Origin of the sequence: Dyadobacter sp. LHD-138, assembly GCF_030929615.1 — a bacterium.
GTDB lineage: Bacteria > Bacteroidota > Bacteroidia > Cytophagales > Spirosomataceae > Dyadobacter.
Genome location: NZ_JAVFVU010000060.1, coordinates 1 through 26,203 on the forward strand (window position 1 = coordinate 1; position 26,203 = coordinate 26,203).

Sequence of the window (26,203 nt, forward strand, 5' to 3'; positions counted from 1 at the left end):
CTTTGAAGCGTTGAAAATCGAACGATTCGTTTGTCTTCATTGTGTCTATAAGTTAAACTAATTTACTTATTTTTCCCCTTAAATAAATTAAGAGGTGACACAGTTTAGTTTACAGTCTCATCCTTGAAGGAGTATCGGTTTTCTGTCGGTTGTAAACCGCATTTAGATTGGCAATTTCCCATCTGAATAGGTATTCCTCTTTTTTAGATAGAACAGTAATGTGAATCTTTTACCAAGCATAACGTACTCTATTTAAGCGAATAAAGTAGGTTTACAGCTCTAAAAAAACAAGATATCAATGAAGTAAATAAGCTGATACAATAAATGACAAGCATCCTGGCGAGTCATTTTTTTAGATGACGATAACTCTCGATTTACTCACCAGGATATTGTGAATATTTGTGTATTTTGGCATATCTCAAAAAAACAAAACCCTGTAAACAATTAACTTACAGGGTTTTAATGTTTTTAAATACCTTATTCAGTGCACCCGACGAGATTCGAACTCATATCGTCGGTACCGGAAACCGAAATTCTATCCATTGAACTACGGGTGCTTTTTGGAGGCTTAGAGCCTCTAACGGGGTGCAAATATAGCCCCTATTTTGATTTAATGTCAATTATTCAATAAAAAAAATAGAATAACTGATCGCTTTTTTTCACCGGCTACAATTGCTTCAATAACGTCCAATCTTCCACATCTTTCAAATACATGAAATCCAACAGAATACCGTTGACATTGGTTATCAATTGGTGACCTTCAAGAAAAGGAACAACGTGTGTCGTAATATGCTCATGGTCAGAAAGAAGCCCCTGACTCTGGTTGTGATATGACGCAATTTGCCCGGAAGTCAATTCAAGTTCACTATAAAAAAGATACATCGCCTCGTCGCTCGTGCCTGTTGAAGGAAAATATGGATCCTTATTTAACGCAACCAGCTGTTCTTTGGAAATGCTTATTCCTGTTTCCTCAAACACTTCACGCGCGGCTACCGAGGCCGCATCGCTCTCGCTATCGAGCATTCCGGCGGGATGTTCATAGGTAAGTGATCCGTCACAAATACGGCGCTGGCGAACCAGCAGCAAGTATTTTTCTCTCGTCTCTATCTCTATAAAACAAATTAATACGCAAACAACCTCACCTTTCAAAAAGCAAATCGGTGGGATTTTATCTCCCTCAGGTGTGGTTGCATCGGTATACAAAAGTGAAAAAAGAACTTCTCCTTTGCCGTTTCTCCGGGAATACAATTCGTCAACACGATGGACATCCAGACCGCTCTTTTCGAGCCGCCCCTTCCAAAGATTAAATTTATGGGAATCAATAAGTTTTTCGCTCATTGGAAAATATTAAACTGCTAAGGGAAAACTTATTAATTATATAACGGGAAAGAGATTGCAACATAAGGCATATCATAGGTCGTCGAAAAACGATCCTGGTTGGCGAGTTTCACATCTGTTTTGTAAGTCTGACGACCGTGAACATAACCCACTTTTACGCCAATCCGCTGTGTAAACCAATAACGCAGAAATATTTCGGACTGCCCGCTGTTTTTATCCGCGGCTAGCGGCACAACGTTAAAAAAGTTGGGTGAGCTCGTTACATGTGTATTATAATACTCTGAATCTTCTCCCTGAGGGAAAGAATTTTTCACATAATAACCCTTACGTTTCAAACCAATGGCGATACCAAACAAATCGGTGTTGGCGCCGATATCAAATTTCCCAAAACGCAGCGTTATACCAGCCAAAACACTCAAAGAATTTGAAGTCAGCTTCCCGAATTTAAGGGAGTCTCCACCGGCAATACTATTGGGTGGCAGCAAGGTTTTCGCCCCCGTATAAAACGCCGAAGTTCTCACGCCCCAACTCAAATTAAACCAGGAGAATCCATTGATACTCAAATTCTGATGATACATCACAGAAGGAGCCCATGCTTTATCGTCATAGCCTGTGCCTAAATCTACACCGGATGTAACCCGTGATACATATTGTGCCTGACTAGCAATTGTACTAAGTAAAAATAATGCTACAACTAAACGGATGATTTTCATTTGTAATTAAATTATGCTCGCGTAAAGGTAAAAAAATGTACAAAAAAACAAGAGTTGTCACAATTTTGAACCCATCAAAAAATTCTTTTCTCCCGTAATTTATGAATTTCCACCAACCCTGCTTCTGTCAGGCTGGCGGTCATATTGTAACCTTCCCCTTCCATTTTTGTCACCGTTACCAGCCCCAGCTTCCTGAGCAGTTCCGTTGCTTCCTGGAACAGATCCTGGCTTTCGGTCGGGAATTCTATAAAATTTCTGTCATCCGCGGTGAGGAATAACAAGAGCGCATCTTCGGTTTCCTTTGTCATGATCGTTCTTTTTTTGATCTGCTATCCAATAATTTACGGTTACTCTCCGAGTAAACCGATACATTTCCAAATATAGCCTAAAAAAATAAGGCGGAAATGTCTCCGCCTTATACTTATCAACGATTTTTAAAAATCACTTCTTAAAATTATGAAATTTTTATCCAACGGTTAAAAATTTCATAATTTGTACAAAAGTAATTTGTCTTTTATGATTTCTTCTTCAAAACGATCGCAGCCATTGGCGGAAGATTCAACTGTACCGAAAAATCCTTCCCGTGCCAGAGCTGATTTTCAGCTTTAACCGGTTTTTTGTTTAGCTGGCCGCTCCCGTAATACCGTGTATCATCCGAGTTAAAAATCTCTTGCCAGGAACCGCCCGACAAAACACCTACCCGGTAATCCGGCCTTGGTACCGTGGTGAGGTTAAGCACAATCACTACATTTTGACTTGAATCAGAAGCTTTACGGGCATAAACCAGAATCGAATTTTCCCGGTCCTGCGTATCAATCCACTCAAAACCTTCATGCGCAAAAGAGTATTCCGACAAGGCAATTTCTGTTTTATAGAGCTTATTAAGCGCCTTCATACACTCCTTCATACCCTGATGTGGTGCAAATTCAAGCAAATGCCAGTCCAGACTTTGTTTAAAATTCCACTCGGAAGTCTGCCCGAATTCTCCACCCATAAAAATGAGTTTCGTTCCAGGATGCGTGAACATATAGGCAAACATTAACCTTAAATTGGCAAAACGCTGCCATTCGTCACCGGGCATTTTGTTAATGAGCGACTTTTTACCATACACCACTTCGTCATGAGAAAGCGGCAGCATAAAGTTTTCCGAAAATGCATACACCAAACTGAATGTAAGCTGGTCCTGATGCCATTTGCGGAATGCCGGATCTTTTTCGAAATATTTAAGCGTGTCGTTCATCCAGCCCATCATCCATTTCATCCCGAAACCCAGTCCTCCCACGAAAACAGGACGGGAAACGCCTGGAAATGCAGTCGACTCCTCAGCCACACTTTGTATATCCGGAAATTCGGTATAAGCGGCAATATTCATTTCACGCAGCAGTGAAATCGCTTCGAGGTTTTCTCTTCCGCCAAATTCATTCGGAATCCATTCCCCATGTTTTCTCGAATAATCTAGATAAAGCATCGATGCCACGGCGTCAACCCGCAAACCGTCTGTATGATAACGGTCCATCCAGAAAATGGCGTTACTGATCAAAAACGACCTAACTTCATTTCGACCGTAGTTAAAAATATAACTTTTCCAATCAGGGTGGTACCCTTTTCTTGGATCTTCATGTTCGTAAAGTGCAGTCCCATCGAAACGGAAAAGTCCGTGTGCGTCACCAGGAAAGTGTGATGGCACCCAGTCCACATACACGCCAATACCTTCCTGGTGCAAGCGATCAATCAGGTACATAAGCTCCTGCGGTGTCCCCATCCGGGATGCACAAGAGAAATAGCCTGTGATCTGATACCCCCATGAAGGCGTATACGGATGCTCCATAATTGGCATCAGCTCAACGTGCGTAAAGCCCATTTCCTTAACATACGGAACAAGGGAATCTGCAATTTCCTTATAGGTGATATGGCGTTCAGGATCCGATGGATCCCGTTTCCAGGAACCCAAATGCACTTCGTATACAGATATAGGTGCATTCAGTTTATTCTTTTCCTTTCTGACTTTCATCCAGTCTGCATCTCCCCACTCATACCAGGTATCCCATACAATGGAAGCTGTTTTGGGTGCTACTTCACACCAGAGTGCAAATGGATCCGCTTTTTCAAGATGCTGACCGTCGTTCGAAACGATAAAATATTTATATACTTCTCCGACACCAATGTTAGGAATCCAACCCTCCCAAATGCCGGAACTATCCCAGCGGGGAGCAAGGGCATGGGTGCTGCGATTCCATCCATTGAAATTTCCGATCACAGCAATCGATGAGGCATTGGGGGCCCATACTGCAAAATATGTCCCTGTAACGCCCCCCACTTCCATGACGTGGGAACCTAACTTTTCATAAAGTTTAAAATGTTTCCCCTGCTTAAAGAGGTGAATATCAAAATCAGTAAAACGTGAAACCGTTTCTACCGGTTTTAAATCATGCTTTTGCACCGAAACCAAGTCCTGATCCTCCGAAGACGCTTGGGACGCATTCTTTTTATTTTTACTTGTTGACTTAGTCATTGGTTAATATTCAATTTACAATAATCGGATGAGCATATCGGGAACCGGACTTTTATGGGTCTGGACCTGTAATCGTTTCAATTTACAATTTTATTAAACTATTTCTTAAAATGTATCTATTATTTCATATCTCATCTAAAAAACCAATGCCAAAGTACTTTCATCATATCGTTTTTCCTTTCTCAACAGCTGCCAACACCCGCATAATGTTTCCGCCCCAGATTTTCTCGATGTCTTTTGCAGAATAACCACGGCGTACCAGCTCTTCGGTAATCACGCCGATCTGGCTTACGTCATCGAGCCCGATTACCCTGCCGCCACCATCCAGGTCCATCCCAATACCTACGTGATCAACACTTGTCAGCTTAATCACATGTTCAATATGATCTACCGCATCCTTGATCGTCGGCATATCCGATTCGTATTTTTTACTGTTGGCTTTCATTTCTTCAAAAAGCGTCTTTTTATCGTCTGCTGACAAATCCGTCTGACGAAGTTTTAACCGAAGCGCTTTCATTGATAATTCCTGCTGTATCGATGGCTTTTTCACAAAACCCGGAACAAAATTGATCTGAATAACACCGCCGTTTTTAGCAAGCGCTTTAATCATATCATCCGTCATGTTTCTTGGCACATCACAAAGGGCGCGGCAGGAAGAATGCGAAGCGATCACCGGTACTTTCGTCAATTTGATCACATCATAAAAAGTAGAGTCCGAAACGTGCGAAATATCCACCATCATGCCCAGGCGGTTCATTTCCTTAACGACTTTTTCACCAAACGGGCTCAAACCGTTCCATTCCGGTCCATCAGGGTCGGTAGAAGAATCTGCAATATCGTTGTTCGCCGAATGCGATAAGGTGATGTAACGAAGTCCCAGATCGTAGTACAATTTCAAATTGGCCAGGTCATTATCAACCGGCCATCCGTTTTCCATTCCAATAAAAACAGCTCTTTTACCCTCCTTTTGCAGCCTGTAAGCATCAGCCGGTGTAGTGGCAATGCCTGCAACGTCAGGGTTTTTCTTCACGGCTTCGTGGATTTTGTCAAAAATCGCCAGCGCTTTTTTCTTTGCGTCTGCATTTGCTTCCGGTGAACGTTTTCCCTGCCCCAGATAAACGGCAAAAAACATCCCGTCCATTCCGCCTTTTTTCATTCTTGGAAAATCAATCTGCGATCCGTCTTTTGCATAATCATGCGCAATAGCTACGTCAAATCCCTCTTTCATCATATTGATCGGCACATCGGCATGCGTGTCAATCGTCAGCGCTTTTGCGTGAATTTTTGCAGCCTTTTCTTTGATTACATCCGAATTAGTCTGGGCATGGGTGACTAATGGAAGTGTCAGGAGCAGTAATAACTTTTTCATAAAAAAGAAAAATGAATAAGAGTAAAAATTTGGCAGAAACTCTCTGCAACTTCCAAATTCATCTTTTTTTTACTAAAAAACCAATGGTTATTTGCCATATAACACAATTTACCGACGCATTAATGATATACTCCACGATATTCCCCGATTCGTAATAAATGGAAAGGTAAAATATGCGGATCCAGCTCAACATAGTTCCACTCCCCTTTCCACTCGTACTTCGCATCCGTAATCAGATCATGGGCGATATACATTTCATCCTGATTTTTGTTAATCAGATCCATCGGAACCCGGACCATGCCCGCCTGCCGATGATAAGCATCGAGGTTAACCACACACAAAATTTTGTTGCCGTCGTAATGGGTTTTCAAATAGGCCATAATCTGGTCATTTTGTACGGCACAAATTTGAATACTCAGCGTTTGCTGCAAAGCCGTATTTTCTTTCCGGAATCGGTTGATCATCCGGATCAGGTAAGTGATCTTGGTTTCCTTTTCCCAATCCCAGTGTTTCAGTTCATATTTTTCGGCATTCCAGTATTCCTCCTTTCCCGGAAAAGCCTCATACACCAGTTGTTCAAAAACAGGGCCGTAAATCCCATAAGATCCGGATAAAGTAGCCGCCAGAAAAAACCGGATGAGCTGCTGCGGTTCGTGTCCGGATTGTAAATTGTACGGGTTAATATCCGGCGTGTTAACCCTGAAAATAGGCTTAAAGAAGTCCTTTTGCTCAGAATAAGCCAGTTCATTGATATACTGTTCCAGCTCATATCTGGAATTTCGCCACATAAAATAGGAATCCGACAACGCAAAACCGGACTTCGCCAGATAGTTCATAACCTTTGGCCGCGTAACGGTTCCCGCATAAAAGATCATTTCCGGGCATACTTTTCTTGCCTCATCAATGATTTGTTTCCACCAATCAAACGGTTGTAAATCAGGCTGGATAACACGAATCATACGCACGCCCCATTCCGCCCACAACAGCACGATATCCTTAACTGCTTTTTTCGCTGCTTCCCAGTTATCTGTATGGACTTTCAGCCGACTAAAATCCGCCGGAACCACCGTTGTTACGGCAGGCGAAGCAATAGGATCGTCGTTTTGCCTTTCAAACCAATCTGGATATTGAATCACCCACGGATGATCAGGCGAAAACTGCAAGGCAAGATCCAGCGCAATTTCGATGCCTAAGCTATCCGCCTCCTTTATCAGCTTTTTAAAATCAACCTCTGACCCCAGTTCCGAATGAATGGTGTCATGCCCGCCCGATAAATCCCCCACTGCAAACGGTGAACCCGGATCTTTTTTATCCATTTTTTTGGCTCCATTTTTCCCCTTTCTGTTTTCAAACCCAATCGGATGAATGGGTGGAAAGTGAAGCACGTCAAAGCCCATATCCGCAATCCTTGGCAACAGTTTCGCAACATCCTGAAAAGTCCCGTGACGCCCTTCCTTATCACCAGCGGACCTTGGAAACATGGTATACCAGCTACTAAACGTCAGTTTTTTCCCGTAAGCCAGCACAAACAATTCCGGACTTTCTGTTGACAAATCTGTATTGGGGTAACGGTTAAGCCATTCCGTAAAACGAAAACTGATCGCCAACTGTGCAGCTTCTTCGGCCCGTTTGATATCCTTAAAAAGTCTTACCGCTTCCTTTATCAAAGATTTATCTTCTTTGGACGCCTTCATGAGCATGTTTTCCAAAAGGCGCAAGCCTTCCGGTAACATTTCGTTCACGGCAATATATTTTTGAACGCGACGACTTATTTCTGCTTGCCAGGTGGCGATCGGATCGACCCACCCTTTGATAAAATAGCGGTATCCTCCCGTTTTGTCAACCAAAAACTGTCCTTCCCAGCGGTCATTTCCAACGGGTTTCAGGTAAGTCTGGTTCCAGTTTTCCTCACTTTCATGTTTGTATACAATCCGCGCGGCAAGGTTTGCATTTCCATTGGAAAATACATCGGCCTGAATGACAAAAACTTCCCCTTCAATAACTTTTACCGGAAATTTACCAGAGTCAATCTGCGGTAAAATATTTTCTATGACTACGGGATTATAATTCAAAAAATTTTCGCCGGGTATGCTCAATTCTTTACGCATGTGTTTGAAATAATTTACATTCAATTTTTACTAAAAATATTTACAATTATTCATTTATCCGCAAATTTTAAGGATTCCGTGATTAAATAGTTACCATTCAGGATTGCTCTGATAATCCGTTAATTTTTTTAGTGTTAAAATGACAGGTATAAAATGCTTTCATCCTGCTTATCCATAAACATCACAACCTGACGGCGCCGGTACTGATGAATTTTAAAAAATTTCGCACACAAACTTTATTATACCCTAACAAATTTGACCACGGCATACAACTTTTTCTCGGATGAAGAGTTGACAAAGCTCATTTGCCAACAAAACAACGAACTTGCTTTCAGCGAGTTGTACAGCAGACACGTGCGACTTCTTGTACATACGGCAATCCGAAAAACCGGTGCAAAAACAACTGCGGAAGACCTTGTACAGGAAGTTTTCTTTAAGTTCTGGATGGGCCGGCACAAATTTGATATCCAGAAAAACGCCCAGGCATACCTTCAGGGCATGTTGAAAAACAACATTGTCAACCATTATTACCAGGAACAGAAAAAGCAGCTTTTTTCCATTGACGATGTGGAATCACCGGTTGATGACGAAACCCGGGAGCACCTGGACTACAATTTACTGAGCGAACTTTACGAGCAGTCGCTCCTAAAACTACCTGAAAAATGCCGGCAGGTTTTTATCCTCAGCCGCAAAGGTTACAGCCTGAAAGAAATTGCCATTTCACTTGAAATTTCTGAAAAAACGGTGGAAGCGCATATCAGCAAAGCCTTAAAAATTCTTCGTATTGAAATGAAAGATTACATCGCTTTGGTACTGATTACTATCACTTTTGTTTGACCAATTCAATTTTTTAAAAATAAATTCATATTTAACTAAGGGATATTCATCGAAATAGCAGACTGTATAAGTAAAGCTATTTCTATAAGTGTAAATCATACACCTAAAAATGAATCCTAAACTCCCTTCTTCCGAAATACTAAAAAAATACCTGGCCGATCAGTGTAATGAACAGGAACGCGCCATGGTGGATGCCTGGTACCAGCAGCTGAACAGCGAGGCTGGCGAAACGTTTTCTTCATCCGATGAAGAGAATCTTTATGAACGCATTCAGTTACAGATCTCCGAAACAGAAATTATTCACGAGCCACAGGTTTTACCACTTCGAAAATTCAGGATCTATGCGGCGGCGGCGGTGGTGGTGCTGTGTCTTGGGTTTGTTTATACCTTTTCGAGAAAACCGCAAACCAACTTAGTCGGCAAAATGACCGCCGACTCGGCCTGGATCACATTCAGCAACGATAAGAAAAAAATTATACGGTACGCCCTGCCCGATCACAGTTTGGTTTGGCTTCAGCCCGGCGCTGCCGTGTCTCATCCACTTTCTTTCCAGAGCAGAACAAACCGTGAAATCCGGTTTCACGGCGAAGGTTTTTTTGACGTAACGCGCGATGTCAAACATCCTTTCATCATCTATTGCGGCAACCTGAAAACGCGGGTTTTGGGCACAAGTTTTAATGTGAAAGCCAACAAAAACGAATCGACTTACAAAGTTTCGGTGGTAACGGGCAGTGTGGCTGTAAGTACGCCGAATGCCAAAAACAAAATTCAGCAGGTGGTGCTCAAACCCGAACAGCAGGCGGTTTTTGAAAAGGCCACCAATAACATGACGGTGAATACGGTCAAAAGCAACAAAATCAATAACGAAAACTGGCAGTCCGTATCACTGGTTTTCAACGAAACGCCTATGGCCGAAGTCGCTAACCGTTTGCAGCAAACCTTTCGGATCAAGATTGAATTTGCCAATCCGCACATAAAAAAGTGCCGGTTAAAAGTCGATTTCAACAATCAGCGCCTTCCTGAAATTCTCGAAATGATCGAAACGCTTTTGGGAACGACTTATGAAATTGAAGGCGACAAGGTGACACTCAAAGGAGAAGGATGTAAAAATTAATGGTTAGTTATAAAATAAATATTCCATTTAAATGAAAGACTTATGACATAGACAGGCTACCAAAAAATGAGCGTAAATGCCTGGCAAAAAAATCAGGAGTGGTTGCAACACTCCTGATGATAAACTGATCAGGTATCCACGAACGTGCAGTTCAGCAATGATCGCCCTGAGGCGATTTCACAGGATCGTTGTTTCCAACATTTAATCAATTCACAGTAAAATTATGAAAAAACATTTTCATCCAAGGCATGGATTGCTATTCAAAATCATGCGATTAACATTCTACCAACTCGTCTGCATAGGTTTGCTATCGGCAATGGCCTATGCGCACAACACACCAGCGCAGGATCTTCTCAACCGGGGAATCACGCTGGAGCTGAAAAATGTGACTCTTCAGGAGGCATTGGGTAAGATCGAACAACGGGCAAAAATACGGTTTGCGTACAGCAGCGACCTTGTTGGCACACAAAGACAGGTCAGCATTACAGCCGAACAGGAAAAATTGTCCTTCGTGCTGGATAAGTTATTTTATCCGATGGGTATCGCCTACCGGGTTAGCAATGATCAGATTCTGCTGTCGAAATCGGCCGCAAAAATAACGGAAACTTCACCAGCCCAAACGGCATTAACGCCTGCTGACATCAGTATTTCCGGTGTCGTGAAAGCGGAAAGCGGCGACGGACTGCCCGGCGTCAGCATCATTCTGAAAGGAACGCAGCGCGGCACGACAACCGATATCAACGGAAAATACCAGCTGGATGTCCCTGACGGAAACGCTGTGCTGATATTTTCATTTGTAGGATTTGTTTCCCAGGAAGTCGCGGTGGCTAACCGGTCAGCGGTCGATATTTTACTGAAAGCGGATACAAAAGCACTGGATGAAGTGATCGTCGTGGGTTATGGTACGCAAAAGAAATCAACGCTGACAGGCTCGGTAGCTTCGGTTAAAGGAAGTGAAATTTCTGAAACGCCGGTTCCCAATATTTCAAATTCCATGGCCGGAAAAGTGGCCGGTGTAAGTATGCGTCCGAACGGTGGCCAGCCTGGTGCCGATTCGCCGGAGATTCACATCCGCGGGATCGGTACGACTGGAAATAATAAACCGCTTATTGTTGTCGATGGAATTATCCGGGATAACATTAACCAGATCGACCCGACAGCCATCGAAACCATTTCAATTCTGAAAGATGCGGCGGCGGTTGCTCCTTACGGGTTGGGCGGTGCGAATGGCGTGGTTTTGATCACAACAAAAAGAGGAAAAACGGGCGCTCCGTCTTTGAGTTTCAGCAGCTATTACGGAACACAGACACCAACCTATTATCCGAAATTATTGAGTGCACAGGATTACATGCGCCTTAAAAATGAAGCATATTCCAACGAAAATCCGACCGGGACCCAGCTTCCTTTTGCCAAAGACCTGATCGACAATTACGCCAGTTTAAATGCAAAAGATCCGGATCTCTACCCGATCAGCAACACCAAAAAGTTGGTCAACATGCATGCTCCGATGCAGAACTATAACCTGCAACTGAGCGGCGGGACTGAAAAGATCAAGTATTATGCAGGATTAGGTTTCCTGCAACAAAAAGGAATGTTTGACCCTGTAAAATACACGCGTTACAACTATAATCTGAACCTAGAAGCACAGGCGACCAAAACCACGACGGTAACGCTGGCCTTAATCGGATCCATTGAAAACACAAAATCTGTCGATGATGCGGTCAATGCTACCAACCTTTTCAGAAACGGGTTTAAATATGTTCCGATCAAAAGTCTGTTTTACAGCAACCGTTTATGGGGTGAATTTGCCGGAAACTCGCCGGTGGGTATTTTGAACGCAGGTTACAGAAAAAATACGAACAACACGTTGCTGACCACCGTTGCCATTGAACAGAAACTCCCGGTTAAAGGATTAAGTATCAAAGGAACTTTCAGTTATGACCCCAATCAGCGGACAGAAAAAGGATGGCACACACCTTTTTATTATTATACCCAAAACACCAACGTAACGCCTTACACGTACAAACGTGAGATTTCAACGTCCGAAGGCGGCGCGCCTGCCTTTACGTATCTGAGACAGGAATACCGCAAAACCCAGACATTCAGTTACCAGGCTTATCTGAATTACCACAATTCGTTTGGCAAACACGATTTCACAGGGTTACTGGTAGCAGAAGCAAGAAACAATACCTACGAAATTTTCTCGGCACGTCGTAACAACTTCGCGATCAACGTCGATGAGCTCGACATGGGCAGTTCCAATAAAAATGATTTTGACAACTCGGGAACTTCGTCGACCGGCAGCCAGATCGGTTATGTGTACCGCGTTGGTTATGCCTATGCAGGTAAATATCTTTTCGAAGCATCGGGCCGCTATGACGGACACTACTATTTTGCACCGGGAAAAAGATATGGTTACTTCCCCGCGTTTTCGGTGGGTTGGGTTATGTCGGAAGAAGATTTTATCAAAAGAAATCTTTCGATGGTTGATAACCTAAAAATCAGAGGCTCATGGGGAAAATCGGGAAATCTTGCCGGTACCGCTTTTCAATATCTGACGGGTTATAATCTGTACGGCAACGCTTACGCGCTGGGCGCTGGCTCCATGGTGCAGGGTTCGTATCTTCCGAATGAAGCCAACAAAAACATCACTTGGGAAATCGCTACCAAAACCGATATTGGTTTTGAAGCTACTTTATGGAGAGGTTTGCTGAATATCGAAGCTGATTATTTCCACGAAAAAAGAACGGGTATGCTTCTGCCTCCTGCTGTGAGCGTACCCATCGAATACGGACTTGGCCTTGCCGATGAAAATGCCGGAATTATGACCAATACCGGGTTTGAATTCAGTCTTGGTACGCAGTATAAATTTTCGAATGGCCTTAAACTTGGCATCAACGGAAACATGAGTTATGCAAAGAACAAAATGGTACAGATCTTCGAAACTGCTGCAACACGTAATAACCCGAACCGCAGCCGCACTGACCGCCCGTTTGGTACTCCATTCGGATACAAAGCGCTGGGGATTTTCGGTACCGCGGATGACAAAAATGACGATGGCGTGATCGATTCAAAAGATGGCTATAACGTTGCGCAATTCGGTGTGTTACATCCGGGCGATATCCGTTACGCAGATTTGAGTGGCCCTGATGGAAAACCAGACGGAAAAATTGACGCGAATGATGAAACGGTTATTGGCAAACCAGTCTCGCCATTTTTGAGTTACGGTATCACACCAACGGCCAGCTGGAAAGGATTTGATGCCACTTTGTTTTTTCAGGGATCTGCCCTGGCAAGTCTTGACATCCGTCAGTTCCAGACCATTCCTTTCAACAACAATAACAGTAATTCGAGTTACGAATATTACGACAACCGCTGGACGCCCGACAACCAGGGAGCCCGTTATCCGCGAGCGACACAAGCACCGTATGCCAATAACACGCAGGCATCCGATTTCTGGTGGTCGAGCACGGCGCACGTACGTCTGAAAACTGCGATCATTGGTTATACACTTCCAAAAAGTGTAATCCAGGCCTTGAAGATCCAGTCGGTAAGAATTTATGCATCAGGACAAAATCTGTTCACATTGAGCAAGCTCAATTTTATGGACCCGGAAGTTGGCTACACCGATCGTGAAACGGCTTATCCGAACCAGAAAGTTTACGTGTTCGGTCTGAATGTTACTTTCTGATTTTTGACCAATCTAATATTAATCTGATATGAAAAATAAGAAACAAATCATTCTTGCAGCCATGCTTGGCCTTTGTCTGAGCACGATTTCCTGTAACGAAGATTTTCTGGATAACGAAATCAAAAGCCGGCTGACTGACGAAACACAGTGGGCAACCGAAGGAAACGCGGACATTTTCCTGAACGACATTTACCATGATCTTTCCAATAAATGGAACTCACCTGAAAACCTGGATAACTTCACAGATGACAACGATGCCGGTTTTTACTGGCGTTCGTACAGTTGGAAACAGGGTATTGTTGACCCGTCGGTTAATCAGGGCTCGCCCATGGATAATGAATACAACACCGCAGCGACCGTCACTAACACAACCAACCACGCAACAGATTATGCGACCTGGTCGGCAGGTTATTACAAAATCCGGAAGTGTAATCTGTTCATTGAACGTGTGACGGAAAATGCCAAGAATTTCTCGGAGATATACGTCAAACAGAAAATTGATGAAGTACGCTTTTTAAGGGCTTATCTGTACAGCGAACTGTTTATGCACATGGGCGGTCTGCCGATCCTGACCAAAACGCTTGACCGCAATACGATGTCAAAGGAAGAGCTTTACAACAAGCGTAACACGTTTGAAGAAACCTTCAACTTTATCACTTCCGAGCTGGACGCCATCGTGAAAAACAAAGCGTTGCCGGTAAAATATAATAATGGCGATGCAAACGCGGGACGTTCTACCCTGGGAGCCGCATTGGCTCTGAAAGGCTGGCTCGAACTGTACGCGGCAAGTCCGGCTTTCAACACAGCAAATCCTCCGGCCGGTGCTGATCCTAACAAGATGATCAGTTTTGGCAATAATGACCCGGAACGCTGGAAAAAAGCGGCTGCAACCAACAAACAATTCATGGATCTGTATGGCGGCACCTATGGTTTGTTTCCGGATATTTCCGCTTTTTGGTGGGAGAAAAATGAATACAACCAGGAGGTAATCTGGGACCGCCAGATTGTAGCCGTGATCATGGGTTCAAATTATGAGCAATATGGTGGCCCGGTATGGATTGACGGTGTTTATTACACCTGGGGAAACTACGACCCGACGCAGGAACTTGTTGATCAGTTTTGCATGGCCAACGGAAAACCTATTTCCGATCCTACGTCGGGATATGATCCGCAGAATCCTTATGTAAACCGCGAAAAACGCTTCTACGATTTCATCGTTTATGACGGTGCGCCGTACAAACAGGACTGGATGGCTAAAACAGACACGATTTTCACACGTATCGACAAAGTACGACCTTCGAAAAACCAGATCGATTTTGGTACCGATGATGTCGGGAATACAGGTTATTATTTCAAAAAGAAAATTAACCCGCTGAAACCAAGAGGCGGTGCATCCAGCGGACAAAATTATGTGTACTACCGCTATGCAGAGGTTCTTTTAAACTACGCCGAAGCGCAAAACGAAGCGGCAGGTGCAGATGCCTCGGTCTACTCGGCCATTAACGCCATCCGCAAACGCTCCGGACTGCCTGAACTTCCGGCAGGACTAAGCAAGGAAGATATGCGCACGGCCATTCGCAGGGAGCGCCGGGTCGAACTTTGTTTTGAAGCAAAAAGGTTCTACGATATCATTCGCTGGGTAATTGCCGAAGACGTGATGAACAAAGATCTTCACGGTATGAAAATCACCAATGCGTCTCCGGCCGATAACAAAGGAAAATGGGTTTATGAGGTCGTAGGGCTGAATCACCCGCACGTGTTTCATAAAAAAATGTACATGAACCCGATTCCACAGTCCGTGCGGGATCAGAATAAGGAAATCGTACAAAATCCGGGATATCAATAACAATAGCTCAATTAATTACCAAAATGCCTTACAGCCCAGTTTACCTGAGGCCGTAAGGCATTTTTCATTTAACACCTGCCCAAAGAACATTTTCTGCAGCGTAAGTAAAATGTACTGACAAACACGCACTAAAAAACGTTTAGGGAAAATGACACTCCTTCAAATGTTCAAATCCTGGTCAACATGCAAGAACATCATCCTGAATAATGCCTAAATATCAAACTGAAACGGAATGTATTCGTTTTCAACCGTTCCATCTCCATACAAGCGCAGGATAGCATATCCGGGAGGTGTTTCCTGGTAGTAATAGGCCGCTGCCGATTTTGCATCTCCTTTGCCCCACCAGAAACCGCTCATAGACCCGTTGCAGAAATAATGAACACCGTTGTACCAGGCCCTGTCCAGAAGATGCTGGTGTCCGCTCAAACAGACTTTAACCTTATCCTTGTGTTTATAAAATAAGGCTTTTAATTCCTTGTGGTCCCCATGCTGACCGCCTTCCCAGCTACCGGTAACCGTCAGGATCGGATAATGCGACATGATCAATACCGGCGTCCCGGCCTTTAGATTATCCAGCTCTTTACGAAACCACTCCATTTGTTCGGCATCCAACTTAATACCGCTGTTATTTCCATCCAAAATGATGAAATGCCAGCCGTTTTTGCTAAAACTGTGATAACGATTTGGTATTTTAAGTCTTTTCGCCACATATGAAACCCCGTACATTTCATCGGTTTTCGCTGGCGCTTTCCACCAGGGATCATGGTTGCCGATGCAACTGTAAACATCCAGATCTGTTCCGGCGATAAACTTATCCCAAACGGCCCACTGCTCCGTGACCTGTTCACGCACCACGTTGTCGTAAGAGGCGTCATGTATCGAATCACCGCCGTTTAGAATAAAATCTACTTTATGTTTCAGTACTTCATCAAGGCACTTTTTGGCTCTTGCAGGCACCTCGTCATTTCCCCGGATATGTACATCCGTGATGTGCGCAATCGTCAAGACAGGTTTCGGCTTTTTTGACGCTGCGAGCGTTTCAGCAGTCGGCAATGCTGCCAGTCCGCTTAACAATGCTGTCTTTTCCAGGAAATTTCTTCTTTTCATTTTTGAGCGTTTAGTTTTAAGGGGAGCGCTAACATTAAAACAATAAGCGCTATAACACCCTATCGGTTACGGTAAAATATAATGCTATAAATCCCGATGACTGTCCTACGTAAAATTAAAGCATTAAAATTAGGCTGCAATTAAGCAAATGTTAAGTATTAGTTAACAAAGTTTATGAATTAAATATTTTACAAACGCAAAGAACCTTGCCATGCCACCGATCATGTCAACCAGAAACAGACGACTAAAAAACACCCCGATCAGTAATTTGTTTCCTTTTTTCCGGTATTCTGTTTCCGTCCGCTCGGATTACTACCGTAATTTCCCCATCATCCGCTATGCTGATGTACGCCGAAATCCTTAATGAACAGGCCGGAACACCACCAAAAGAAGCCGTGCAGTTATTTAACCAGGTTCGTGCCAATGCAAAAGTGGCAACGGTGACGCCCGCACAAAAGAAGCCATGCGTCTGGAGCTGAAAAATGAGGATTGCTGGGAATTTGCCGGAGAAGGACTTCGCTGGTTTGACCTTGTCCATACCGAGCGCGCGATCCCGGCTATGAACGAGATTATCAAATCGCATGATATTCCGCTTGCCAACGGTATCACCCCACGCGATTTATTGTTCCCGATTCCACTGAATGAAATGCTGATTAATCCTGGTTTCCGGAAACAGCATGATGGTTATTGAGTAGGGTTTAAGTACAAAAGGCTTCATCTGTCGATAATCAGATAAAGCCTTTTGTATTGCTATTATTTAATCCTTTTTAAAATTCCAGGTGATTCCAACGCCCGGATAAAGTGTTTGAATATTATTGTTGAAACTGGTATGCGGCACAAAATCGTCCAGTTTTTTAAGCTTTGTAAATTCATAAGCAATCAAAAAATACCAGTTGATTTGCTTATCCCTGTTAAAAACGATTTTAGTCGCTGCCTTAACAGCCGGGCCGCCGCCATTCTTTTTATAGGCTTCGCTAAAATGAAAACTGGAATAACCAACGGCTATCTGCGGAACAATACTTACCTTGGAAAGGCTTATCTCATAGTCTGCCTTCAACTTTGGGGCAATGGTCCTTAAATTAACATCACCCGGCTTGAATCTGAAAAATGACGCATTCAACAACACGCCAACGTTCAGCTTCTGAATTTTGTAAACCGTGTAATCAATGCCTAAATCAATCAGACCGGTATAACCTTTGTCCGCACCTTTATTAATGAAATTATACCCAATCGGGGTGGGATATCTCACTTCAAAAGAAACATTGCCTGAATTGAACTGGGCAAAAACCTGAGCAGACTGAATCAGAATGAGCGATACTAATACGAGTTTTTTCATAGGATTTCGAACGTTGGTTTACAAATCCGAAACGCCTTGAATCACAGTTTAGTATATTGTTATAACCAGTTAGTGACATTATTTTATCAAACAGCAGATCGCAATAAAATCAGGTAACCATCCATCACTCAGCCGGCTCGCTCCTTTTCCCGAATTCTGCATCAATTAAATAAGCACCCTTCACAACCAACGGCTGGTTTTCTATATTTTCCGGCGTAACAATCTCAACCAGATCGTCCTTTAAAGCCTTTCCGATCTCCACCGGGATCCGGTGAAATTCTTTCGATTTTTCTTCGACATAAATAAATCCTGTCGCCCCTTTTCGCACAACGGAAGCCGCCGGGACCATCACGGCCGGACGATTTCCTGTCCTGATTCTGGCACTTACATAAGCGCCCGGCACAAGCTGGGTTTCCTGCTTTTTATCGGTTAAATGGGCATGGACATTCAACGTCCTGGCCTCTCCTTCCAGTACTTTGCCCACCATGATCACGCTTCCTTCAACCGGCTTCTGGCCGTTATTAAACTGCACCATCACACTTTGGCTGACCTTTATTTTGGACGCATCCTGTTCAAAAACCGTCAGCGACATATGCATATCCGTCTTGTCGACCACTTCAAAAATTGACTGGCCCGCAGCAACTTCCTTGCCCAAATTCACATTGGCTGCCGTAATGTAACCATTGACGGACGAAACCACCCGGACCGCCGGTGTGATTCCCTTGCTGTTGAGCGTGGCCGCCGAAAGGCCCAGGATTTTTAATTTCGCTTCAAGCGATTGTAACAATGCTTTGGTAGAATGCTGGTTGGCCTGCGCCTGCTCAAAGTTTTTACGCGCCCCAACATTTTCTGTGCTCAACGTCCGCTGACGTTCCAGCTCCTTTTCCTGAAAAACAAGTTGACTGGCATTTTGCAGATAATCCTGCTGCAACTGGATAAATTCAAAACTTTCCAGCGTCGCCAGCAATTCGCCCTTGTGCACAGCCTGCCCGGGAATTCCTTTCATATAATTAATTTTCCCGCTGACCGGCAAACTAAGCGTAGCCTGATTTTCCGGCGGGAGTTCAACAATTCCATTGGCCTTAATTTCGTCACTTACCGTCTCATTTTTAACTTTACCCAGTTCAATCCCGATAGACTCGTATTGCTGTGAAGTCAAAGTGATACGGTCAATAGCGGTACTGTCGGCCGTCGCCTGTTTTTTAGCAACTTCTGTATCTTCCGGTTTTGATTCGCAGGAAATTCCTACAAAGCAACACACAGAAATCAAGCCCGTGTACAGCAGGCCTTTTCGCGAAATATTTTTAAATGTTTTCATATCAATGGTGAATAATGGGCTGCTGATTTTAAACCGGCAAAATTTTCTAACTTATTGATCTGCTCCGACAATTTCCTCGATCCTGATCAGGTTGAAATCATAATCAAGCACATTGAGAAGATATTCTTCCTGCAACTGATAGGCTTGCTGGATCGCCGCGAAGAATTCCAGATACCCGATTTCACCCCCTTTAAAGGTCGACAATGCCGTTTGCCGGATCAGATCGGCTTGCGGGAGCGCGTGTTCTTCGTAATAGGTTAATGAGGCCGCCAGATTCCGCTGCCTGGTTTTCATCATATCAAGCTCCGTATCGAGTTGCTCTTTCGCCGATGCCAACTGGGTTTCCTGCACCTGCTCCTGAATTTTGGCAGACTGAATTTTTGCTTTTTGCGCTTTCGTGAAAATGTGAAACGATAAGCCTGCATGAAGCACGTTATAATTACTCACCCGCGCAATCGACTGATTGACAAAACCGATCCGCCAGTCGGGCAAGGTATTTTTCTGTTCAAGCCGGGTTTGAATCTGACTGCTGGTGACGTTTTGCTGTAAAACACTGAGCACGGGATTAAGGTCCGGATTGAGATCGCGCCTGACCAGATTACCGGAAATCCGTTTGAAAACCGTACCGGAATCAATGCGGACACTATCTTGGGTGTGAAGCAAGAGTCGCAATGAAGCATAATGGATTTGTTGCTCCCTTTGCGAACTTCTGATGCGCTGCAATAAATGCTGATATCTGCTTTCGGCAGTTACCTGTTCGAGCCGGTTGGTTTCCCCGGTTTTAAAACGAACATCTGCCGCTCGTGCTGATTGTTTGTAAAGTTCACTTTGCTCCCGAAGAAAACTCAGTAATTTTTCATCGTACAGCAGCTGATAGTAAGCCCGTTTCACTTCATTTGTCAAACGCCATTTATCCGCATCCAGCTGATATCGGGCTCCCTGGACACTGGCTTCTGAAAGCTTTTTCTGTGTTTTGTATACACTTAAAGGAGCAAAAGACTGGATCGCCGTGGCGGTGTAATCCGTGTTATTGGCCTGCGTTTGCCCGTATTGCACGTCAACATCGGTCTTGGCAGGATTGAAAGAAGCACCTGTCAAAGCCTCCTGCCTGCCCACGACCAGCTCCCCGGTTTTGACCAGCAAGTTCTGACTTGTTGCCTCCTTCACAGCCTGATCCAAAGAAATGACACGCTGAGCCCGCGTCGATGGCGACCATGTTATCAGCAACCCCAAAACCAGCATTCCCAACACAATTTTCTGCTTCCCCCCGCTCCTTTTTTCGCTTCGTTCTTTAACCAGGCTATACAAAACCGGAAGTACAATAAGTGTCAATAAAGTAGCAGAAATTAATCCCCCAATCACGACGGTTGCCAGTGGCCGCTGCACCTCCGCTCCTGCCGAAGTGGATAAGGCCATGGGTAAAAACCCGAGTGAAGCTACGCCGGCCGTCATAATGACAGGGCGGAACCGGGCTTTGACACCTGCCATAATGCGTTCGCCAAGCGTACCGGCACCCTCCGTTTCCAGCTGATCAAAATAACTGATTAATACAATTCCGTTCAAAACCGCTACCCCGAACAACGCAATAAAACCAACTCCGGCAGATATACTGAAAGGCATATCCCGGACCCACAAAGCCCAGATTCCCCCGATAGCCGAAAGTGGAACTGCCGTAAAAATGATCAGTGCCTCCGTAAGCCGGTTGAATGTAAAATAAAGCAATGCAAAAATCAGCAGCAGCGATATCGGTACCGCCACAGACAACCGCTGGCGCGCCTGTTGCAGGTTTTCAAATTGTCCACCATAAGAATAATAGTAACCCGGTGTCAGCACCACACCTTTTTCAATCTTCGCCCGGATATCATTGACAACACTTTCGACGTCACGGTTCAGCACGTTAATCCCGATTGTAATCCGGCGTTTTGTGTTGTCCCGCGAGATTTGAGCCGGTGCTTCTTCATAAGTGATCTCTGCGAGTTCGCCGAGCGGTATCGATCCTCCTCCCGGAATATTCACATATAGGTTTCGGATATCTTTCAAATCCGTCCGATGCAGCGAATCCAGACGAATGACCAGATCAAAACGGCGTTCCCCTTCAAAAACAACCCCGGCCGTTTCACCTGCAAATGACGTTTTTATCAGTTGATTGATTGAGGCAACATCCAGACCATACTGCGCCAGACGGTCGCGGTGATAAGAAGCTTTGATTTGCGGCAGCCCGACAATCGGCTCGACACGACAGCTGGCCACACCGGCAATCGGTTGAATTAATGCGGCGCAATCGTTGGCATGCTCAAATAATTTGTTCAAATCATCGCCGTAAATTTTCACCACCACATCCGAGCGAGCGCCCGTAATCATTTCGTTGGAGCGCATCTGAATAGGCTGGGTAAATTCTGTCATTACACCCGGAACCTCCCTTTCCAACACCTTATTCATTTTTTCGGACAGTTCTTCCCGCGTATGTGCAGAAGTCCATTCCGAACGATCCTTTAAATTGATCATCTGGTCCGTCATTTCCACGGGCATTGGGTCCGTTGGCACTTCGGAAGCACCAATACGGCCAACAATATGACGGATTTCAGGAAAATTTTTGAGCAGTGCGCGCTCTGCTTTCAACGATGCTTGTATGGTTTCTGTCAATGAAGTCCCGGTCGGCATACGCAAGTCGATGGCAATGTCTCCTTCATCAAGTTGCGGGATAAATTCCCCGCCAAGGGTATTGAAAAGCACAAAACTGCCAATCAGTAAAGCCAGCGAAGCACCTACGATCACTTTCCGGAAAGACAAAGCGCCCTGAATCAATGGCTGATAAAAGCTGTAAAGTTTGTTGACAAGCCTATCCGAAAAGTTCCTTTCGTTATTGATTTTAGGCGAAAGAAAAAGCGCCGTAGCCATCGGGACATAGGTAAAAGAGAGGATCAACGCACCAAGAATGGCAAAACTCACGGCCAGAGCCATCGGTTGAAACATTTTCCCTTCGATCCCGGAAAGTGAAAGAATGGGGAGATAAACAATCAGAATAATGATTTGTCCAAAAACAGCAGATGTCAGGATTTTCGATGCATTCACCTGGACGGTATCATCCATTTGCTTTTGCGTCAGCCTGTCTCCTGTTTTAAAATGGTGCTGTAAAAAGTGCATGACACCTTCCACCACAATCACCGAACCATCAACTAAAAGTCCAAAATCGATCGCCCCAAGGCTCATCAGGTTTGCAGAAACGCCAAAAGTATGCATCATCCCAAAAGTGAAAAGCATGGAAAGGGGAATAACCGAAGCCACGATCAGGCCGGCCCTCAGACTCCCCAGCAGCAGAACCAGAACAAAAACAACGATCAGACCACCTTCAATCAGGTTATTCCTCACCGTTTTAATGGCCTTGTCGATCAGCTTAGCGCGGTCAATAAAGGATTCAATTTTAACCCCCTCAGGCAGCGATTTCTGGATTCTGCCCATCCGTTCCTTGATGGCTTTTACAGTCCGGTCCGCATCGGCACCTTTCAGCATTAACACCACAGCACCAACCGCTTCACTTTTTCCGTCACGCGTCATGGCGCCATAACGAACAGCATGGCCAAATTGCACGGTCGCCACGTTACTGACTTTCAACGGAACACCGTTGACCATTTTAATCACGATATCACCAATATCATCCAGATTTTTGACTGTTCCCTCTCCCCTGATAAAATAAGACTGGCTGTCCTTTTCAAGATAACTGCCACCTGTGTTGCTGTTATTTTTTTCAACGGCCGTAAAAACTTCGCCAATCGTCACACCAGCAGCGCGAAGCTTTTCAGGATTGATACTAACCTCGTATTCTTTTACAAATCCCCCAAAACTGCTGACTTCGACGACGCCAGGGATACCGGTAAGCTGTCGTTTCACGATCCAGTCCTGCATGGTTCGAAGTTCAGAAAGGTCATATCGTTTTTCATAACCCGGCTGTGGAACGAGCGTGTACTGATAAATTTCACCCAGTCCGGTCGTGATTGGGGCCAAATACGGCGTACCAAATTCCTTTGGGATATCCTGTGCGGCGAGTGAAATCTGCTCACCCACCAGCTGACGGGCTTTGAGAATATCCATGTCATCATCGAAAACGACGGTTATTACGGAGAGCCCAAGACGGGAAACCGAGCGAATTTCCTCCACGCCCTGCACATTGGTAAGGCTAAGCTCAACGGGTGCCGTGATGTATTGCTCCACTTCCTGGGCGGCAAGCGCAGGTGTCTGTGTCAAAACCACAACCTGGTTGGTGGTAATATCCGGAACTGCATCAATCGGAAGCCGGGAAAGCGCATAGATCCCCCAGCTGATCAGACCTGCAACCATCAGGCCCACAATCAATTTGTTCCGTATGCTAAAACGGATTATTGAGTCAAAAAACATAAATTATATATCAATTGTCTGATGGTGACAAAGTATGAACACCAGAAGAAAAAGGCAAAAAAACAGGTGTTCTCAGAAGTCGTGTTTATCAAAAAAGGCAATCATGCCCTTCCTGAAACATTTTGAGAACAACTATTTTACAATGCCAGATTCCGTGGTAGTCAAGACTATCAACAAGCAGTGAAGTAAAAAAAATAGAAAAAAAAGGAGTGCGATCAGCCGAAGTTTGGCGGGTTCAGCAATGAAGAATGATGCTGAAATGAGTAAAGATTATTCCACCAGAAGCTGTTTTCTTCCCGGAATTCAGTCACCAGAGGCTCTGAGAAAGCAATAAAATGAAAGTCGGTAATGATGTAGGAGTGCAGTGAATGTCCGCTTAAAGAAGGCAGCGATTCATGCTGATGTTTTTCCGAATCAGGCGCGTTTTGTGCATGCTGCGAAGCCGTTGCATAGTGCATCTGCATAAACGCCCAGAAAGAAATCTGCCCCTGACTTTCCTCTTTGTGTTTTTCGTAATGCTTCATCAGCTGCGGCAGGCGGTTCAATTCCTCCCAGCATTCCATCGATGGAAGAAAACTGCCAAGCAAAATATGAAAACCCAATAAACAGGCGAAGAGACGTGTCAAGGTAACTTTAAGATTATACTTGTTCTACGAATTTTCAAAGTTAGAAATTTTACCGGTAACTCCATTTTTACAGCGAATAAATACAAAAACTACTTCTAATAGTAAAAAAGCGGAACCATCCTGATTTGAAATCATAAAACCAGAACAGTCCCGCCGCAGCCTGTTACCTAAATGTTATACAAAAAAGGTGCCTTTTTAATATAACATTTATCCTTTAACTGCTCTTCGACAAAAAACAGCGATATCGGCCGTGCTTATTTTTTCTCCACGACAATCTTCCAGATCACCCGCGACCGGATAATGCTGATCCGTGTAAACAATAACCGGAAGCCTGACGAGCGTCCAGTCTATGCTACTCTGCACCAGCAAATCATAAGCTTTCGCCCGGTCTGCGTGAATCGCCGGAAAAGTCGTTTTCATCCACTGCGTCGCTACCTTTGTTTGTTCACTTTTTTTGTCAAAAGGTGTTTCCACATTCACACCCGCAACCAGAATGTAACGCCGGATATCAAACCCATCCATAGCCTTAATCACATTTTCAGTAGCCATACTGGCTACCATCGGCTCACCGGGCCTCTGACCAATGGTACTGACAACGGCCTGACAATCTTTAAGCAAAGTATGAATGTCGCTGAAATTGACGGCGTCGCCTTTCATTATTTCAACCAATGGGTTTTTCAGGTTCCGGGAAAATTGATCGGGCGTTTCGGTAACCTCGGGCAGGTTTCTCAGCAAAAGTTTTAAACGATAACCTTTGTTCAATAAGTGGTTCACAAGATATTTTCCCGTTCTCCCACCGCCGCCAAGCACGGCTATTTTTATGTTTTGGTCCATTTTTTCTTTGTAAAATATGAAATACAGGTTCTTTCAGACGTTCTTCTTTTACAAAAAACTTCTGGTTTGCAGGAACAATAGCCTTCCCACGATTGATTTCGATATTTTACTGAGAGATCTTAATGAAGTAAAAATAACAAATATTAATCTAACAAGGATGCATGCCATCTTGTTAATTTTCAGCACGCAACGCCAAATTTTTTATTCAATTGACAACAAGATTCCTCAGTATCCTTCTTTTATGTCAAAAACAGGAACCCAAGCATACAAATCCAGGTTAGCAATGCATGTTGCCCGTTTTTATCTAATTATCTCAAATCGGGTTGCACAGTACCGATAAGCCAGTTACTTTTGGATTGTAAAGTGTTGGCTATTTCAATTTCGGAAGAGATTCTTCAATAAAAATTACTAAAATATCATGAGTCGCTATTTAAGAGGTTTTGAAAGTAATACATGGAACTCCGAACTCATTGAAGTTCTTGATCAGGCAGTTGGAATTTTATATAACAAAAGTGCAGGTGCTGAGTCAAACGGAAAGGTCTCAGACGGACCTGTGGGCTACGAGCTATCAGAAATGCCTGATCATGTCGTTAGCAAAACTTTTGAAATTTTAACCTGTAAAGCAGCCGTTGGTGATCCGGTGGAAGATCTTGCAGAAAAACTTTATGATTCGTTTTACGCCTGGCTGATTGAGAAAAAAGATGGCGAGTCCTTGATTGAGGATTTTGAAGGACCAAAAGACAAAGTTCCGGTTTCCTATATCGTTACCAATGAACCGTATTTTGTTGAACCTTTCAAAAACCTGGGTGTCAATTTTGACCTTAAAGCGGCTGTCGATAAAAAAACATCCGAGCTGTTTGGCGAAAAATTTGCCCAGGAAATTGTCTGGACCTATACATTTGAAGTACGGATTTGTGCCCCGAGAAGAGGGTGAGAGAATGAAAGATTCTGTGTTAATAACCAATCACTTGTTAATTTATTTTTATAAATTTATGTTTTAGGCGGCACTATGTCAGCCTGTTTAGGGGTGGTCCATCGGGACTGCCTCTAACTTTTTAAAGT

19 protein-coding genes and 1 tRNA gene are annotated in these 26,203 nt (G+C 44.1%); 7 read left to right on the top strand and 13 right to left on the bottom strand.

Annotation, left to right across the window (positions count from 1 at the left end):
• Positions 1-485 precede the first annotated feature (485 nt).
• The 7 genes from RB622_RS28455 to RB622_RS28485 all read right to left on the bottom strand — a co-directional run bounded on the left by RB622_RS28455 (position 486) and on the right by RB622_RS28485 (position 8,040).
• A tRNA-Arg gene (locus RB622_RS28455) sits at positions 486-557 on the bottom strand.
• 109 nt (positions 558-666) lie between these two features.
• Positions 667-1,338, bottom strand: a complete 672-nt coding sequence (locus tag RB622_RS28460; RefSeq protein WP_308050213.1) for an NUDIX domain-containing protein — start codon at positions 1,336-1,338, stop codon at positions 667-669.
• A gap of 32 nt (positions 1,339-1,370) precedes the next feature.
• The gene (locus RB622_RS28465; RefSeq protein ID WP_308050214.1) at positions 1,371-2,051 is read right to left on the bottom strand and encodes a hypothetical protein; all 681 of its coding nucleotides are present in this window, start codon (positions 2,049-2,051) and stop codon (positions 1,371-1,373) included.
• Positions 2,052-2,125: 74 nt separating this feature from the next.
• Entirely contained in the window at positions 2,126-2,359 is a 234-nt protein-coding gene (locus tag RB622_RS28470) for a hypothetical protein (protein WP_308050215.1), read from the bottom strand.
• A 206-nt stretch (positions 2,360-2,565) separates the two neighbouring features.
• Complete coding sequence (gene glgB, locus RB622_RS28475) at positions 2,566-4,563, bottom strand: 1,4-alpha-glucan branching protein GlgB (protein ID WP_308050216.1); 1,998 nt, start codon at positions 4,561-4,563, stop codon at positions 2,566-2,568.
• Positions 4,564-4,726: 163 nt separating this feature from the next.
• The gene (locus RB622_RS28480) at positions 4,727-5,932 is read right to left on the bottom strand and encodes a dipeptidase (protein ID WP_308050217.1); all 1,206 of its coding nucleotides are present in this window, start codon (positions 5,930-5,932) and stop codon (positions 4,727-4,729) included.
• Positions 5,933-6,051: 119 nt separating this feature from the next.
• Positions 6,052-8,040, bottom strand: coding sequence for a maltotransferase domain-containing protein (locus RB622_RS28485; RefSeq protein WP_308050218.1), 1,989 nt, complete (start codon positions 8,038-8,040; stop codon positions 6,052-6,054).
• Between the two features lie 255 nt (positions 8,041-8,295).
• Between RB622_RS28485 and RB622_RS28490 the strand changes: the two genes are divergently transcribed.
• From RB622_RS28490 to RB622_RS28505, 4 genes are all read left to right on the top strand, one after another.
• A complete protein-coding gene (locus RB622_RS28490; protein WP_308050219.1) occupies positions 8,296-8,877 on the top strand; it encodes a sigma-70 family RNA polymerase sigma factor in 582 nt (193 codons plus the stop codon).
• A gap of 109 nt (positions 8,878-8,986) precedes the next feature.
• A complete protein-coding gene (locus RB622_RS28495; RefSeq protein WP_308050220.1) occupies positions 8,987-9,991 on the top strand; it encodes a FecR domain-containing protein in 1,005 nt (334 codons plus the stop codon).
• Positions 9,992-10,214: 223 nt separating this feature from the next.
• Positions 10,215-13,682, top strand: a complete 3,468-nt coding sequence (locus RB622_RS28500) for a TonB-dependent receptor (protein ID WP_308050221.1) — start codon at positions 10,215-10,217, stop codon at positions 13,680-13,682.
• 28 nt (positions 13,683-13,710) lie between these two features.
• Positions 13,711-15,528 carry a RagB/SusD family nutrient uptake outer membrane protein gene (locus RB622_RS28505; protein ID WP_308050222.1) on the top strand — a complete coding sequence of 606 codons (1,818 nt, stop codon included), beginning with the start codon at positions 13,711-13,713 and terminating at the stop codon, positions 15,526-15,528.
• A 210-nt stretch (positions 15,529-15,738) separates the two neighbouring features.
• On the opposite strand, the gene RB622_RS28510 is transcribed toward RB622_RS28505, so the two are convergent.
• Positions 15,739-16,635, bottom strand: coding sequence for a metallophosphoesterase (locus RB622_RS28510; RefSeq protein WP_308050223.1), 897 nt, complete (start codon positions 16,633-16,635; stop codon positions 15,739-15,741).
• Between the two features lie 344 nt (positions 16,636-16,979).
• On the opposite strand from RB622_RS28510, the gene RB622_RS28515 reads away from it, so the two are divergent.
• Together RB622_RS28515 and RB622_RS28520 are read left to right on the top strand one after the other, a co-directional pair.
• The gene (locus tag RB622_RS28515; RefSeq protein WP_308050224.1) at positions 16,980-17,114 is read left to right on the top strand and encodes a hypothetical protein; all 135 of its coding nucleotides are present in this window, start codon (positions 16,980-16,982) and stop codon (positions 17,112-17,114) included.
• Positions 17,099-17,326 (top strand): hypothetical protein, encoded by a 228-nt coding sequence (locus RB622_RS28520; RefSeq protein ID WP_308050225.1) that lies wholly within the window; start codon positions 17,099-17,101, stop codon positions 17,324-17,326. The genes RB622_RS28515 and RB622_RS28520 overlap by 16 nt, the downstream gene beginning before the upstream one ends.
• 66 nt (positions 17,327-17,392) lie before the next feature.
• Here the strand turns inward: RB622_RS28520 and RB622_RS28525 are convergent, their stop codons facing one another.
• The 5 genes from RB622_RS28525 to RB622_RS28545 all read right to left on the bottom strand — a co-directional run bounded on the left by RB622_RS28525 (position 17,393) and on the right by RB622_RS28545 (position 25,141).
• Positions 17,393-17,971 (bottom strand): hypothetical protein, encoded by a 579-nt coding sequence (locus RB622_RS28525; protein ID WP_308050227.1) that lies wholly within the window; start codon positions 17,969-17,971, stop codon positions 17,393-17,395.
• Between the two features lie 124 nt (positions 17,972-18,095).
• On the bottom strand, positions 18,096-19,289 hold the full coding sequence (locus tag RB622_RS28530) for an efflux RND transporter periplasmic adaptor subunit (RefSeq protein ID WP_308050228.1): 1,194 nt from the start codon (positions 19,287-19,289) through the stop codon (positions 18,096-18,098).
• Positions 19,290-19,340: 51 nt separating this feature from the next.
• A complete protein-coding gene (locus tag RB622_RS28535; RefSeq protein ID WP_308050229.1) occupies positions 19,341-23,681 on the bottom strand; it encodes a CusA/CzcA family heavy metal efflux RND transporter in 4,341 nt (1,446 codons plus the stop codon).
• Between the two features lie 215 nt (positions 23,682-23,896).
• Complete coding sequence (locus RB622_RS28540) at positions 23,897-24,307, bottom strand: hypothetical protein (protein ID WP_308050230.1); 411 nt, start codon at positions 24,305-24,307, stop codon at positions 23,897-23,899.
• A gap of 207 nt (positions 24,308-24,514) precedes the next feature.
• Positions 24,515-25,141 carry an SDR family oxidoreductase gene (locus RB622_RS28545; protein ID WP_308050231.1) on the bottom strand — a complete coding sequence of 209 codons (627 nt, stop codon included), beginning with the start codon at positions 25,139-25,141 and terminating at the stop codon, positions 24,515-24,517.
• Positions 25,142-25,559: 418 nt separating this feature from the next.
• Between RB622_RS28545 and RB622_RS28550 the strand changes: the two genes are divergently transcribed.
• The gene (locus tag RB622_RS28550; protein ID WP_308050232.1) at positions 25,560-26,075 is read left to right on the top strand and encodes a hypothetical protein; all 516 of its coding nucleotides are present in this window, start codon (positions 25,560-25,562) and stop codon (positions 26,073-26,075) included.
• The last annotated feature ends 128 nt before the right edge of the window (positions 26,076-26,203 follow it).